Source organism: Treponema parvum (genome assembly GCF_017893965.1).
Classification (GTDB): Bacteria; Spirochaetota; Spirochaetia; order Treponematales; family Treponemataceae; genus Treponema_D; species Treponema_D parvum.
On the sequence record NZ_CP054142.1, the window covers coordinates 1,168,073 to 1,182,760 of the forward strand.

Annotated in this window: 14 protein-coding genes; 11 read left to right on the forward strand and 3 right to left on the reverse strand. The window is 44.4% G+C overall.

The window, feature by feature from the left end; genetic code table 11:
* The first annotated feature begins 38 nt into the window (after nt 1–38).
* Nucleotides 39–821 carry a sulfite exporter TauE/SafE family protein gene (locus HRQ91_RS05120; protein ID WP_210120558.1) on the forward strand — a complete coding sequence of 261 codons (783 nt, stop codon included), beginning with the start codon at nt 39–41 and terminating at the stop codon, nt 819–821.
* 155 nt (nt 822–976) lie between these two features.
* On the forward strand, nt 977–2,896 hold the full coding sequence (locus HRQ91_RS05125; RefSeq protein WP_210120559.1) for an FAD-dependent oxidoreductase: 1,920 nt from the start codon (nt 977–979) through the stop codon (nt 2,894–2,896).
* 364 nt (nt 2,897–3,260) lie between these two features.
* On the opposite strand, the gene HRQ91_RS05130 is transcribed toward HRQ91_RS05125, so the two are convergent.
* Nucleotides 3,261–3,470 carry a hypothetical protein gene (locus tag HRQ91_RS05130; RefSeq protein WP_210120560.1) on the reverse strand — a complete coding sequence of 70 codons (210 nt, stop codon included), beginning with the start codon at nt 3,468–3,470 and terminating at the stop codon, nt 3,261–3,263.
* A 224-nt stretch (nt 3,471–3,694) separates the two neighbouring features.
* Between HRQ91_RS05130 and HRQ91_RS05135 the strand changes: the two genes are divergently transcribed.
* Genes HRQ91_RS05135 through HRQ91_RS05160 form a run of 6 tightly spaced genes read left to right on the forward strand, consistent with a single transcriptional unit; the run spans nt 3,695 to nt 10,347 of the window.
* Complete coding sequence (locus HRQ91_RS05135) at nt 3,695–4,624, forward strand: ankyrin repeat domain-containing protein (RefSeq protein WP_210120561.1); 930 nt, start codon at nt 3,695–3,697, stop codon at nt 4,622–4,624.
* A gap of 4 nt (nt 4,625–4,628) precedes the next feature.
* Nucleotides 4,629–5,855 carry a UDP-N-acetylglucosamine--N-acetylmuramyl-(pentapeptide) pyrophosphoryl-undecaprenol N-acetylglucosamine transferase gene (locus tag HRQ91_RS05140; RefSeq protein WP_210120562.1) on the forward strand — a complete coding sequence of 409 codons (1,227 nt, stop codon included), beginning with the start codon at nt 4,629–4,631 and terminating at the stop codon, nt 5,853–5,855.
* A complete protein-coding gene (locus tag HRQ91_RS05145) occupies nt 5,848–6,327 on the forward strand; it encodes a CvpA family protein (protein WP_210120563.1) in 480 nt (159 codons plus the stop codon). Before HRQ91_RS05140 ends, HRQ91_RS05145 begins: the two co-directional genes overlap by 8 nt.
* Nucleotides 6,327–7,688, forward strand: coding sequence for a DNA polymerase III (locus HRQ91_RS05150; RefSeq protein WP_210120564.1), 1,362 nt, complete (start codon nt 6,327–6,329; stop codon nt 7,686–7,688). The genes HRQ91_RS05145 and HRQ91_RS05150 overlap by 1 nt, the downstream gene beginning before the upstream one ends.
* Complete coding sequence (locus HRQ91_RS05155) at nt 7,673–8,929, forward strand: two-component system sensor histidine kinase NtrB (RefSeq protein WP_210120565.1); 1,257 nt, start codon at nt 7,673–7,675, stop codon at nt 8,927–8,929. Before HRQ91_RS05150 ends, HRQ91_RS05155 begins: the two co-directional genes overlap by 16 nt.
* The gene (locus tag HRQ91_RS05160) at nt 8,926–10,347 is read left to right on the forward strand and encodes a sigma-54-dependent transcriptional regulator (RefSeq protein ID WP_210120566.1); all 1,422 of its coding nucleotides are present in this window, start codon (nt 8,926–8,928) and stop codon (nt 10,345–10,347) included. Before HRQ91_RS05155 ends, HRQ91_RS05160 begins: the two co-directional genes overlap by 4 nt.
* 83 nt (nt 10,348–10,430) lie before the next feature.
* Here HRQ91_RS05160 and HRQ91_RS05165 read toward each other — a convergent pair whose 3' ends face one another.
* Nucleotides 10,431–11,720, reverse strand: a complete 1,290-nt coding sequence (locus HRQ91_RS05165) for a glucose-1-phosphate adenylyltransferase (RefSeq protein WP_210120567.1) — start codon at nt 11,718–11,720, stop codon at nt 10,431–10,433.
* A 253-nt stretch (nt 11,721–11,973) separates the two neighbouring features.
* Between HRQ91_RS05165 and flgF the strand changes: the two genes are divergently transcribed.
* From flgF to HRQ91_RS05180, 3 genes are read left to right on the forward strand one after another with little or no spacing between them, the layout of a single operon-like run.
* Entirely contained in the window at nt 11,974–12,771 is a 798-nt protein-coding gene (gene flgF, locus HRQ91_RS05170) for a flagellar basal-body rod protein FlgF (protein ID WP_210120568.1), read from the forward strand.
* Between the two features lie 33 nt (nt 12,772–12,804).
* On the forward strand, nt 12,805–13,599 hold the full coding sequence (gene flgG, locus HRQ91_RS05175) for a flagellar basal-body rod protein FlgG (protein WP_210120569.1): 795 nt from the start codon (nt 12,805–12,807) through the stop codon (nt 13,597–13,599).
* Nucleotides 13,600–13,624: 25 nt separating this feature from the next.
* Complete coding sequence (locus HRQ91_RS05180) at nt 13,625–14,200, forward strand: rod-binding protein (RefSeq protein ID WP_210120570.1); 576 nt, start codon at nt 13,625–13,627, stop codon at nt 14,198–14,200.
* A gap of 86 nt (nt 14,201–14,286) precedes the next feature.
* Here the strand turns inward: HRQ91_RS05180 and HRQ91_RS05185 are convergent, their stop codons facing one another.
* The gene (locus HRQ91_RS05185; RefSeq protein ID WP_210120571.1) at nt 14,287–14,688 is read right to left on the reverse strand and encodes a hypothetical protein; all 402 of its coding nucleotides are present in this window, start codon (nt 14,686–14,688) and stop codon (nt 14,287–14,289) included.

Below are 14,688 nucleotides of genomic sequence, written 5' to 3' on the forward strand. Positions count from 1 at the left end.
ACCCGTAATAAGGCTCCCGCAACAGCCGTGTCGGAATTATGGAAGTTGTTATAATCGCAGTCACTCTTATCGCTACTCTGGTCGGTTCAATCAGCGGAATAGGCGGGGGAGTGATCATAAAACCGGTTATGGACGCCGTCCTTGACATTCCCGTCTCATCGATCAGTTTTCTTTCAGGTACAACCGTTTTGGCAATGACCGTCGTCAGTATTTTTTTTAAAAATAAAAACGTCCGCTTGGATCGTCCCAGAGGAACCTTTCTTGCCTTGGGCGGAGGTATCGGAGGCATTTTCGGCAAAATGCTTTTTTCAGCGGTAAAACTCCGCGCCGGCAATGATTCTGCCGTAGGCATAACGCAAAACATCTTAATGATAATTCTTACCGGCTCCGTGTTTTTTTATGTGTTATACAAGGACAAAATCAAAACCTACGACATAAAAAATGCTTTTTTTTGCGTGTCGGCGGGACTGTTTTTGGGAATCTTAAGTTCGTTTTTAGGAATCGGCGGCGGCCCGATTAATATTATGGCTCTTTCTCTATTTTTTTCTTTGGACAGCAGGAACGCCGCGCTTAATTCACTCTATATCATATTTTTTTCACAGATAATGAATCTCATTTTCAGCGTTATCACCGGCAGCGTTCCCGATTTTTCATGGCCGCTATTGATTTGCATGATTGTCTGCGGCGTTGCGGGCGCTTCCGCAGGACGGCAGGTGTCCAAAAAAATGGACAACCGAGCCGTCGACCGGCTGTTTATGGGTATCATGCTTGTTATCATATTCATATCGGTCTATAATGTATTCCGTTTCTTAAAATATTGAATGAAACGTCGCTGTGAATGCGATAAATTACATAACTTAGACGCAGAAGGTCGCCGATTTTTAGAGGCTGTTGACGGCAAGAGGCACAGATGTTCACATTTATGAGGCGATGTGATATTATAACAGCGCACGTACATCATTTATGGGAGGAAAATATGAAAAAAATCGCTTTTTTAAAGCGTGCGACAGCGATGATGCTTGCATCTTCGCTGTTTTTTGTTTCTTGCGGAGGCAAATTCAAAGCGGGAACCTATACCGGCGAAGGCACCGGAATGGGAGGCAAACTTGCCGTCTCAGTGACGCTTTCAGATAAAGCGATCGAGTCCGTTGAAATCACTTCGCATAATGAAACGCCCGGATTGAGCGATGCGGCCAGAACGGCTATTCCGTCGGCGATCGTTGCCGAACAACGCACGAATGTAGACGTCGTAAGCGGAAGTTCGATCACGAGCCGCGCGATTATGCAGGCGACGGACGCCGCTTTGAAAAGCGCGGGTGTTAACGTAGAAAAGCTTAACGCAAAGAATACGCCGAGAAATGTTGCAAAGGCCGAAGACGTTGATATGACGGCGGATGTCATTATCGTAGGAGGCGGAGGCGCGGGGCTTGCCGCTGCGATTGCGGCGACGGATGAAGGCGCCAACGTCATCGTTGTAGAAAAGACGGGGATTTTCGGCGGCAACTCGATCGTTTCAGGCGGTATTTATAACTGCCCGGATCCCGCTCTTCAAGATCACGCCGATATTAAAAGCAGCCTTAACCCGCTCGTCGAAGCCGCTCTTGCTGAAAAACCGGTAAGTCCACTTCACGCACAGGTACAGGCAACCGTTAGAAAGCAATTCGACGCATTTAAGAAAACCGATAAAAAAGTTTTTGACAGCCCGGAATGGTTCGCTCTTCAAACGTGGAACGGCGGCGACAAAGTCGGCGACTTGGATCACTTGCTTGTGTTCGCATCACAAGCTTATCCCGCGCTCGAATGGCTTAAATCCATGGGCATGGAATTTGCAAATAAAATCAATTCCGCAAGCGGTTCTCTCTACATGCGTACGCATACGTCGGTCATGCCGAACGGTACCGGTTATTTCAAAGCGTTTGAAGACACGCTTGCAAAACGGAGCGACAAATTTACCGCACTCATGGACACCGAAGCGAAAAGTTTGATAATGGACGGCAACGACGTTGTAGGCGTAAATGCGGTAGGCAAAGCGGGGAATAAAGTGACGCTGCACGCAAAAAAAGGCGTTATCCTTGCGACCGGCGGTTTTGCAGGAAACGTTCAGATGCGGCAAAAGTATTGTCAAACCGGTAAGTGGCCCGATTTAAGCGAAAAAGTCATTACGACGAATGTGGCAAGCGTTACCGGCGATGGCATTTTTATGGCACAGAACGCGGGCGCCGAACTCATCAACATGGAACAGATACAGCTGCTCCCGTATGCAAATCCATGGACGGGCGCGACAAGCGATATTACGCTCACGTACAGCGCAAGCATGTATATAAATAAAGAAGGAAAGCGCTTTGTCCGTGAAGACGGCCGCCGCGACGAAATGTCTCTTGCAATTATTGCGCAGCCCGACGGTCTTATGTATCAACTGTTCAGCGCGGACACCGTACCCGATCCTGCGAAAGGCAAGACGCTCGGCGGCAAAAGCGTAGCGTACTTTCTCGACAATCATCTGGCAGGATACGTATCGGGCGCGACGCTTGCGGATCTGGCAAAAACGCTCAATATGGATGCCGCCGTTTTGCAAAAAACGGTCGATGATTTTAATACCTATGTTGACGGTTCGGCAAAAGATCCGCTCGGACGCATTACGTGGACGAAAAAATTGCTAACCGGTCCGTGGTATGCATATCCGAGAAAGCCTGCGACGCATCACACTATGGGCGGCGTAAACGTCGATAACGATGCTCATGCGCTTCGTTCCGACGGTACGATTATAAAAGGTCTTTATTGCGCTGGAGAAATTACCGGAAATTATCACGGTGCGAACCGGCTCGGCGGCAACGCTATCGTAGACTTTTGCGTGAACGGCCGTAAAGCGGGCGCTAACGCAGCCAAAGGATTGTAATAAAAAGCATAGAGGACGGCATCCTGTTTTTAAGGGTGCCGTTTTTTATCATGAAATCGGCTTGTAAAACCTGCTACATTACAACGTGCAATTTTTTGCAAAGAGCCTCTTGCAGCGTCTGGCTGTCGCCTTGTGTCGTACAGCCGGGCAAGTCGGGAAACTCAACCCAAAAACCGCCGTCTTCTCCGTGAAGAAGAGCGGGATATATTGCTTTAATTTATCGACTTCAGAAGTCGTTATTCCGGGAAAGGAAAGCAATTCCATTTCAGATATAACGGAAAGGCCAATGCGTTTTAATAAATAGGGCTTCATACAAGGATCTCCGGAAAGAAGATAAATAAGCGCATTTGTATCGGCTATACAGTCAATTCCATTCATTCCGCATTTCCTTTTGTAGCGCAAGGCCGTCGCGCCATATTTTTACGCTGCCGAAATATTTTGATAAATCATGTCCGGATGTTTGTTCGGTGTTTTTTTTGTAACGGTATAAAATGTATTCGACGTAATTTTCAATATCCGCAAGATATTCCTGCGGTACCGTTTTTATCTGTTCAAAAAGTGTTTCGTACGCCATGTATATCTCCAGTATTAACGCAATTCATCTTATTATACTTCAAGTTTTTGTTTTTTTCTATTTTTTATGAAAAATAGATAGGTCTTGATTTGAGAAAATGTTTAACGTCGGCAGCCGACGGCGTAAGCCGCGCGGTATGGCAGGCACGTTTCAGGTCGGATGCACAAAAAGCTGTTGAAAAATCATCTTGAGAGTCTGAGGGTTTTAACATATAATACTGGGATATGGAATGGTTGATAATAAAATCGGATGAGCGAATAAAGCCTGATTATGTTTCGCCTGTTGAAGAGTTTCTGTTAAAGCGTGAACAGAAATTTTCAGCCTTGTGCCGGGAAGACGTAAAGGCTCTTCACTCCGGAAAGAGATTAAAAACGGTCTTTAAAAAATTCACGCATGTGGTAATTACAGATGAAGACTTTTGCAGACTTCCTGCTTCCGATTCTTTGCTCTCCGGAATGCAGTTTTTTCTGCTCGGAGAAATAGCCGGGCGGAATCTGCCTTTATATTGCGTAAATCTGCCTTTCCTCACTAAGCTTGACGATTCTATCTTGAATTTTACTTCCGTAAAAGAAACAGTCGATTTTCTTGACAGAGAATATGCGCAGATTGAAAAGGCAGACATACGCCGCGTTGCGACCGAAGAACTTTTGTCAAAGGGAATTCCCGTTACTCCCGAATGTTTTGCAAGCTTTATCGTAAAAGACAAACTTCCCGTTTGCCGCCTCTTTATTAAGGCGGGAGTAGATGTAAATTCCCGCGATCCCACCGGAACGCCTATGCTTAACGTCGCAGTTAGAAGTGAAAACAAAAAAATCGTTTCATGGCTGATATCCGAAAATGCGGACATTAATTTGTGCTCTCAAGACCGCGGATACTCGGCTGTAATGGACGCAGTATGGAAATCGAACGAAGCGATAATAAAGCTTCTTGTCGCACAGGGCGCCGACCTTAACTGTTTAAGCAAGGACGGGCAATCCATCCTTGTTCTTGCAGTGGGCATAGGAAAAGAAAACATCTGCCGCATACTTGCCGAAGGCGGAGCGGATCCTGACATAAAAGATTCTATGGGTATGTCCGCCTATGAATATGCCGTATTATTCAAAAATGAAAAGATCGTAAAGGTTCTTGCGCCTTTTCACAAGGAAAGCGACTGAAATTATGTATAGAGTCGTCTTTACGGGAGGCGGAACGGGCGGACACATATATCCGGGAATTGCCGTCGCCGACGAGTTAAAGCTGCTTTTTGAAAAAAAAACGCCTTCCGAAGATCTTGAAATTTATTGGATAGGCAACCGTTCGGGTATGGACCGTATGATCGTTGAAAAAAGCATGGGGCCTGACGGGAAATGCTCTATTACAGGGTTTTACGGCATTCCGTCGGGAAAATTCCGCAGAAATTTTTCATTTAAAAACTTTATCGACGTATTTAAAATTCTAGGCGGACTTCTAGCTTCTTTTTTTATTTTGTTGAAATTAAAACCGGATCTGCTTTTTTCAAAAGGAGGTTTCGTTTCCGTTCCTCCGTGCATATGTGCCGGAATACAGAAAATCCCGGTTTATACGCACGAGTGCGATTTTACGCCCGGCCTTGCTACCCGCATAAACAGTAAGAGCGCTTTTCGCGTTTTGTTGTCTTATACCGAAACAAAACGCTTTTTCTCCGTTAAAGCACAAAATAAGCTTATAGTTACCGGAAATCCCGTCAGACCGTCATTTTTTCAGGCGGATAAAAACAGAGGCTTGGATTTTTTAGGACTGGCTCAAAAGGATCTTGACAGACCTCTGCTTTTGGTTTTGGGCGGAAGTTCCGGTTCCAAACAGATTAACGATCTTGTTGCGGAAAATCTTTTGTGGCTTACCGAGCGTTTTATTGTTATCCATCAGACGGGACGTCAACTTGAGCGTCAGATAAGATCCGTTTTTGAACCGTCCGTTGACGAATGTCCTTCGAATAGAACGGATTTAGCCGAAATGCATGGAAAATGTTACAAACCTTACGAGTTTATTTATACTCAAATGCCTGACGTTATCGCCTGTTCAGACATAGTGCTGTGCCGCGCAGGTTCGAATTCCTTGTGGGAATGCGCCGTTCTTAAAAAGCCCATGGTTCTTATTCCCTTGTGCGGAAAGGCCACCCGCGGCGATCAAGTCGAAAACGCTTCGTATTTTGAAAAAAACGGCGCCGCGCTGACTTTGGTCGGCGACAAAGCCGATTCCGATCATTTAAAAAAGGCCTTGACGATTATGGAAGACAAAGAAAAAAGAAATTCTTTTTCCGCTGCGTGCGAAAAAAGAATCGCGCAGGAAAGACCTGCAGCATTTATTGCCTCTTTGTTGTATAATAAATTAATAAATAACGATATAAAAGGAAAAAAAAATGTTTAATGCTATCGATGTTTTTTTTGTGTTTGTGCTTTTGATATTTGCGCTCATGGCGGCCGCAAAGGGACTTATTAAAGAATTTTTCGGCAAGGCTTCCGTTATTTGCGGTATTGCCGCAGCCGTAGTTTTTTACGGCCGGCTCGCATTTTATGCAAGCAATTATATCAAAAATGAAATTATTTCACGGATACTTTCGTTCCTTGTAATATTCATTGTCGTATATCTTTTAATAAAGATAATACAGCATCTTAGCGCGAAAATTTTTTCAAGTGAAATCATGGGCGGCCTTGATCACGCTTTGGGTTTTTTGTTCGGATGCGCGGAAGGGCTTGCGGTTATTGCGTTTTTGATTGTTCTTATGCGAGGTCAGCCTTGGATTGATTTTCGTAAAATCCTGTCGGGCAGTTTTTTTTATAATATGCTTGCAGATATTATATCGGGACCGTCAAAGTACATGCAGGGATTTTTTGCCTGATGTTCGACAATATTTTGTTCCAAAATGTCGTTTCGGAACTTAAATGCGCCGTCTTGGATAATAATCTTCCGGGTGCTAATCTGTTTTCAGGCCCCTCGTCTTCGGGAAAGCTCACCTGTGCGCTTGAAACCGCGCGCGTTCTTTCATGTAGAAGTGAAAAAAGAGGCGAGTGGAACTGCACTTGCGCTTCCTGCGTGAGGCACAGGTCTTTGACAGCCTCCGATATTTTACTGACAGGCCCCAGAGATTGCTGCCTTGAAATTTCCGCAGCAAAAAAAACTTTCCTCGACGCGGTAAATTCAAACGCCAAATTCATAAGGGCTGCGCATTACCTTTTTATACGCAGCATAAAAAAACTTACTCTCAGGTTTGATCCAGTGTTATGGGACGGCGACGATAAAATTTCAAAAATCGCGGTTCTAACGTCTTCCATAAACGAAGGACTTGAAGAAATAGACGTTTCCCGTACACTTCCGCCTGAAAAAGAACTCGTAAAAATTTGCAATGATCTTGAAAAGCAGTGTGCAAAACTTGAAGATGAGTTTATGTATGATTCTATCCCTGTGCTGCACGTGAGGAACGCTTCATCGTGGGCGCACTTGCCTTCCAATTCCGGTAAAAAGATCATAATAATTGAAAACGCCGACCGCATGCTCGAAGGAGTGCGCAACGCTCTTTTAAAAATACTTGAAGAACCTCCGGCAGACACGGTTTTTATTCTTACAACGACCAGACGAAGCGCCGTCATGCCCACAATACTTTCCCGTGTGCGAACATATTCTTTTAACGACCGCACTGTAGAACAGCAGGCTGAAGTTATTTCCCGCATATTTCACAGTCCTCAGACACTAAACGCCGATCCCGTTCATTCCGATCGTCTTTCTTCCGCTTCCTCCGGCTTGTCATCTTCCGTTCGTCCCTGTGCCTCTCCTTCTTACTCTGCCGGCGGTGCCGGTATTGGTAGTGTTTGCGGCATCGGTGGTGTCAGTATAGAACAATTCCTTTATGAATTTCTTCCTGTTCCTCCGGCTTCGATAAAAGAGAGCGCAAAAACTTTTATGAAAGCCGTTTCACGTTCAAAAATTCCTGACGTTCAGGCTGTTTGCAAGGCCTGCGGTAATTTTTCGCTTAAGACCGTTTTAAAGATGTTTTTACAGCAATGTCTGAATTTTACGCGGCCTCTTTTTAAAAGCGCCGCCGGAAGTGAAGCTGCAAAAGAAATTTCAGAATCGCTTCATAAATGCATGAATAATGTTTTATCGTACAATCAATCTCCTCAAGGAGCTCTTGAGCAGCTTGTGAGAGAACTCTTAAAGATAACTGCGGTTCGTCCGGGAATTTTGCCGTGCATGGATTTGTAAAACGCGTTTCTCAAAAAGTTTCAAAACTCTCTCCCGTACAGATCGAACAGCTTTTTAACAGTGTAAGCGACGAAAACGAAACCTTAAACAGCGTGTTCGAATCCATTCCCATAGGTATTTTGGTTGTAAACAAGTCTTTTATAGTCCAAAAGGCCAATAAGGCCGTAGGCCGTTATATTCCTTTTAAGATTCATCCTGAAGATCCTAAGGCTGAAAACACTCCGCTTTGGAATCTAATAGACGATGCTGAAATCGCGTCGTTTATAGAAACCTGTTATAAGCAGGACAAGACTAATTTGTGTTCGGAATTTACGGTTACGACTTCGGGCGGTTCTGCAAGATTTATAACGCTTACGCTCATCCCGCTTGTGCGAAGATATAATTCCGCAGGAACCATTATTTCCGTCGCCGACAATACCGAAAAGCGGAACCAGGATGTGCTTTTGCGCCGCATGGAAAGCCTTGCGAGCCTTACGAATCTTGCGGCAAGCGTAGCGCACGAAATAAAAAATCCTTTAGGGGCGATCGGCATACACATTCAGCTTATTCAAAAGGCTCTTAAAAAAGCGCGGGAAGGTGGAGGGCTTTTGCCGGATAAAAAATTTATTGAAAATTATTTGAATGTGATAAATGAGGAAATAGATAACCTTAATAAAATCGTAGTCGACTTTTTGTTTGCGGTGAGGCCTATAAGCGCCAACCTCGAACTGAGCGATCCTAACGCTCTTATCGAACGGCTTTCCGAACTTTTTAAGCCGGAATTCGCACAAAACAACATAGAAACGGACATTGAATTATGCGATGCGTCTCCGCGCCTTTTGATTGATGAAAAGCTTTTCCATCAGGTCATAAGCAATATAGTTCAAAATTCTATCGCCGCGATAAAAGAGCGTTCTTTAGGGGACGAATCTTTTAAAGGGCGTTTTTCAATAGTCTCCCGCACGGATAACGATAGATACGTTCTCATCTTATCCGATAACGGCATAGGCATGAGCGAAAAAACTCTTTCTCATATTTTCGAGCCTTATTATACGACTAAACCTAACGGTACGGGGCTCGGTATGACGATGGTCTACAAGATTGTTAAAGAATTTTCCGGCGAAATCGACGTTACTTCCGCAAGGGGAAAAGGATCCGTTTTTACAATCTCATTGCCGATTCCGCAGACGGGCATGCGCCTTTTACCGCACGACGAGGAAATAAAAAATCCTCCTGCGGTTAAAATCGAGGATGAAATATGAAATTTACGATTTTAATAATAGATGATGAAAAAAACATAAGAGAAGGGCTTGCAGCTTCGTTTGAAATGGACGGATACGATGTGTGCGTGGCCGCAGACGGGCAAGAGGGGCTTTCTTATATAGAAAAAGGCGGAATAGACCTTGTGATAACCGATCTGCGTATGCCCGGAATAAGGGGAGAAGATCTTCTTCGCCGCGTTACGACTGAATCTCCGGGAATACCTGTTATAGTGCTTACAGGGCACGGCAGCATAGACGCCGCCGTAGAAGCCATGCATAACGGCGCCTATGATTTTTTGACCAAGCCTTTAAATCTTGATCGTCTGGGACTTATCGTAAAACGCGCTCTTAAAAACCGGGAACTTTCTCTCAGGCACAGGCAGCTTCAGGAAGAACTTGAAGGCCGCCATTCATTTGACAACATGATCGGCAAAAGCGCCGAAATGCAAAAAGTTTTTGAACTGATACGGAAGGTCGCTCCGTCCAAGGCATCGGTGCTTATTACAGGAGAGAGCGGAGTAGGTAAGGAACTTGTAGCGGATGCGATACACAATCTTTCGCCGAGAAAAGAAAATTCCTTTATAAAAGTACATTGCGCCGCACTGTCCGAAACGCTGCTGGAATCGGAACTGTTCGGGCATGAAAAAGGAGCGTATACAGGAGCCGACAGCCTTGTTAAGGGGAGGTTTGAGCTTGCTCATGGCGGCACGATATTTCTTGACGAGATTGGAGAAATAAATCAAAACATTCAAATAAAAATTTTGCGCGTCTTACAGGAAAAGAAATTCGAACGCGTGGGCGGAACGCAGACTATCGAAGTTGACGTGCGCATTATAACTGCTACCAATAAGAATCTTGAAGAAGAGGTAAGGGCAGGGCGTTTTCGTGAAGATTTGTATTACAGGCTGAATGTCATACACATACACGTGCCGCCCTTGCGCGAACGGAAAGACGATATCCCCCTTTTGGCAAGCGGATTTTTAAACAGATTCGCAAAAGAAAATCACAAGGATATAAAAGGCATCGATCCTCGCGCAAGGGCGGCCTTATACAAATATGACTGGCCGGGCAATATTCGGCAATTGCAAAACTGTATTGAAAGCGCCGCCGTAATGTGCAGCGGAAACGAGCTTACCTTGGAAGACCTGCCTCCGTCCGTGAGCCACGTTTCTTCCGACGCTCAAATTTCGGTTCCTGCAGGCATAACCTTGTCCGAAGCGGAAAAGATAATAATCTTGCAGAATTTGGCAGTTTTAAAAGGAAACAAGTCGAAGACGGCGGAAGTTTTGGGCATAGGACGTAAGACTTTGCATCGTAAGCTTTCCGAATACGGCATAGAAGGCAGCGAAATCTTGCCTGAGGACGGCACGGCAAAAAACGATGCCGCCGCGTCAAAATCTGCGGAAAGCGGCGCCTGACGCGACAATCTAATTAAGATTTTCAAGCTTTCGGAAACGGGTCTGTCCGAAAAGTAACCGACTTTCGAGACGGAGCCTTGATACTAAATTATAGTTCCTGCCGGCAGGATCACGCCTTTTCGTATGACTATAATACCGTCCGAACTGTAAAACAGTCCGTGATCGCCGTTTTCATATTTGTTTCCGTCTACATTTATGCGGCAGTTATCACCTATACAAGAATTCTTGTCTATTATGGTTTTTGCGATCTTACAATTTTTTCCTATGCCCATAAACGGAATGCCTTTTTTCAATTTTTCCTCTTTTTCGGCAGTCGTTTCGTAAAAATCGCTTCCCATTGTAATCACGCCGTCAAGTTCCGTTCCCGACTCGATGACGGATCGTATTCCTATTACCGATCGATTTATGCTTGCCCTTGTGACCACACAGCCTTCGGACGTCATTGAATTTTTGATTATCGCTTCGTTATGCTTTGACGGAGGAAGGTTTCTCATCTTCGTGTAGATCGGCTCTTCTTCGTCATAAAAGTTAAACGGCGGATCTATGTCGGTTAGGGCCAAAGTCGCGTTATAAAAACTTTCTATCGTTCCTATGTCTTCCCAATATCCGTTAAAAATATAAGAGTTTATGTGCTTTGTTTTTATAGACATCGGTATTATTTCTTTACCGAAGTCGGGATATATGTTGTCAAGAACTTCTTCCATAACCGGCGCGTTAAAGATGTATATGCCCATCGAAGCCAGATATTCTTTTTCCGGCGGAAGATCTCCCCGCGCATTTTCGGGGATTTTCCAGTCGTCGATATTCATGTCGCTGCCCGGTTTTTCCATAAATTCGATGATGGTCTTTTTTTCATTTATCTTCATTATGCCGAACCCGGAAGCGTCTTTTCTGTTTACGGACGTAGTTGCTATGGAAATATCCGCGTTCGATTCCAGATGCTGTTCCATGAATTTTTTTAAGTCCATTCGGTAAAGCTGGTCGCCTGAAAGTATTATATAATGCGTGGGCTTTTGCGATTTAAAATGTATGAAATTTTTACGCACCGCGTCTGCTGTTCCTTCGTACCATCCTGAATGTTCCAGAGTCTGTTCCGCGGCAAGTATTTCAACAAAGCCGTTTGAAAAGCGGTCGAAGTTAAAAGAATTGGAAATATGAAGATGCAGTGAAGCGGAATTGAATTGGGTTACAAGATATATTTTTCTGTAACCTGAATTAATGCAGTTTGATATGGGAATGTCTACTATTCGGTATTTTCCGGCGAAGGGAACAGCCGGTTTTGATCTTTCTTTTGTCAAAGGATATAATCTTGTGCCTTTTCCGCCTCCAAGGATAATTGCAAGTACGCGAATTTCTTTTTCGCCGTTTGACATCTGCCCCTCCTGTTTTATGGCCCTTAATGATTTTACGCCGCCGGTAAAGCTTTGTCTACCGTGTATCTTCCATATAAATTATAAGGCCTAACATCTGAAATTACAAATAAATACTTAAATAATATTTTCGGAATCCCGATAATTAATAAAGAATAACTTTGCGATTTTATTAAATTGTGCGCTATCGCGCACGAATTGCACTCAGTCGAAAATTGAGATTTTCTCCTTCGTGCAATTTTATAGGAAGGTGTAAATGATACGCGGATGGTATATCGGCGCAAGCGGAATGAACGCTCAGCAAAACAGGTTGGATGCTATTTCCAATAATCTTGCGAATGTTGATACGACTGCTTACAAGCGCGACATAACAGCCAGCAAATCTTTTTCGGAATTATTGCTCAGGAGAACCGATGCGGACGGCGTATATCCGACGGTCTTCGGTTCTGCCGACGCGGCTCCAATCATAGGCAAATTGGGACTCGGCGTTGAAACCAATGAAAACTACACGGATTTTGAACAGGGTTCGTTTAAAGCGACTTCGTCGAATGCCGACATTGCCTTGGGCGGTAAAGGATTTTTTGCCGTAATGACTCCCCTAGGTGAGCGGTATACCAGAAACGGCAATTTTTTTGTAGGCAAGGAAGGGATTCTTGAAACGAAGGACGGCTATCCTGTGCTGGGCGAAAGCGGAATTATCACAGTTGTTGACGATAAATTTAAAGTAAATGAGGACGGAATGATATACGACCTTGACGATAATACTGTGATCGACCGTCTTCGCGTAGTACGTTTTGATAACGAACGTTACCTAAAAAAAATGGGTAATAATTTGTACAATTCTAATGATATTACGGGAGAAGCTTTTATCGCCGAAGGCGACGATCGGCCGAAATTTTTACAGGGATTTATAGAGACTTCCAATGTAAACGTAGTAAACGAAATGGTTCAGATGATTGAAGTGAACAGAGCCTATGAGGCAAATCAAAAGACGATTCAAAGTGAAGATTCAATGATGAGCACTCTCTGGTCGCGCATAGCGGTTCGCAGGTAGCTGGCAAGAATTAAAAGAGACAGGAGAAAATAAATGGTAAGAAGCCTTTGGACAGCCGCAACTGGAATGAACGGTCAGCAGTCGAATATCGACGCTATTTCCAATAATCTTGCGAACGTGAACACGACAGGTTTTAAACAGCAGCGTGTGGAATTTGAAGACTTGATATATCAGAATCTGAAGTTGGCGGGAACTCCCGCGACGGAAGACACCGTCACTCCCGTAGGTGTTCAGCAGGGAGCAGGTACGAAGGTCGCCGCTACGCAGCGCGTTTTCACCCAAGGATCTCTTCAAAATACGGGCGTGGACACGGATCTTGCGATAGTAGGAGACGGATTTTTTCGCGTGCAGCAATATGACGGAAGCTATGCCTATACGCGCGACGGTTCGTTTAAAGTCGACATGACGGGGCAACTTGTAAATTCAAACGGACTTCGCGTCATGCCTGAAATCATTCTGCCTGAAGGATACGATCTTCACACGCTCAGCATAAGCGACGACGGCCGAGTTTCCGTAAAGCTAAACGGCGACGACGTTCCCACTACGGTAGGACAGATGGAACTTTACCGGTTCCCGAATGCGGTAGGATTAAAGGCTTCGGGCGACAATCTTTATAAGGTAACGAACGCAAGCGGAGAAGCTATTCCCGGTCGTCCCGGTTATGAAGGAATGGGAGTTACAAAACACAAATTTGTAGAAATGTCCAATGTTTCGGTAGTGAACGAAATGGTACAGATGATTGTCGCTCAAAGAGCTTATGAATTCAACAGCAAGGCGATACAGACTTCCGATACCATGCTGAGCACTGCCGTAAATCTTAAAAGATAAAAATTTTACATAAGGGGATAAAACGATGACCGTAGGCCAAATTGCGTCTTCCGTAATGCAGGGAACTGAATCCGTTCAGTCCGCAAAATTTAAAAATGAAAACAAGACGTTTTTAAACCTTATATCCGAAACGCGTCGTTTGGGGCGGACGGATCCTGCGGAAAGCGAATCTTCTCCTGCAAAAGCCGAACATCCTTCTGTAAAAACGGAATCTTCCTATGCGAAAACCGGTATTTCGTCAAACATGATAGCGGAAAACGGGCGCATTAACGGCGATTGGCGTAGCGGATTTTCAGGTTTATACACGTCCGAAAGCGATAAAAACTCGCTTCCCGTCGGAGCGGCCGCAAATTCTTCATCATATTCCGCAGACAAAAAGATCGACAGAACAAGCAAACTTTATGAAAAATCGCTTGAGCTTGAATCTTATTTTGTAAAAATTCTTGTTTCTTCAATGCGGAAGACCGTTTTAAAATCCGGCGGGGAATCAAGCTATGCGCAGTCGATGTATGAAGATATGATGTACGACGAGTATACTACAAGCCTCACTAAACACGCTCATTTCGGACTTGCCGATCAGATCTATATGGAATTGGTTTAGCTGAGAAAAATACGGAAGTACGTATTATTTCTTTTGCGCACGAATTGCACTCAGCCGAAAATAAAAATCTTCTCTTTCGTTCAATTTCAAAGGATCTTAAGACTGTCGACGATCAAATATGAACGTAAAATTCCGTCTTCTTCCTTTACGACGAAGGTTCCGGTAGCTTCGACGTTTGTAAGATTTTTAGGATAGCTGATGCTGTCTTCCGCCTTTAATATGTCAAATCCTGCGGAACAGCATCCCATGTTGTCGCTCACCAAAATGCAGTGAAATTCCGGCCCTTGAGACATGTCCGTGTTTTCATAATATATGCCTCGCATTTTTACGCGGGCGCCTTTAAAGTTTTCGGCTTCCATGAGCATATTGTAAACTTGAGCATACTGCATGTTTGCTCCCAGCTTTGTAAGATCTATTGTTTTTGGAGCCGGTGCGGAGTAGGCAAAATGCGTAAGAAACAGTGATAAAAAAAATAACATCTTTTTCAT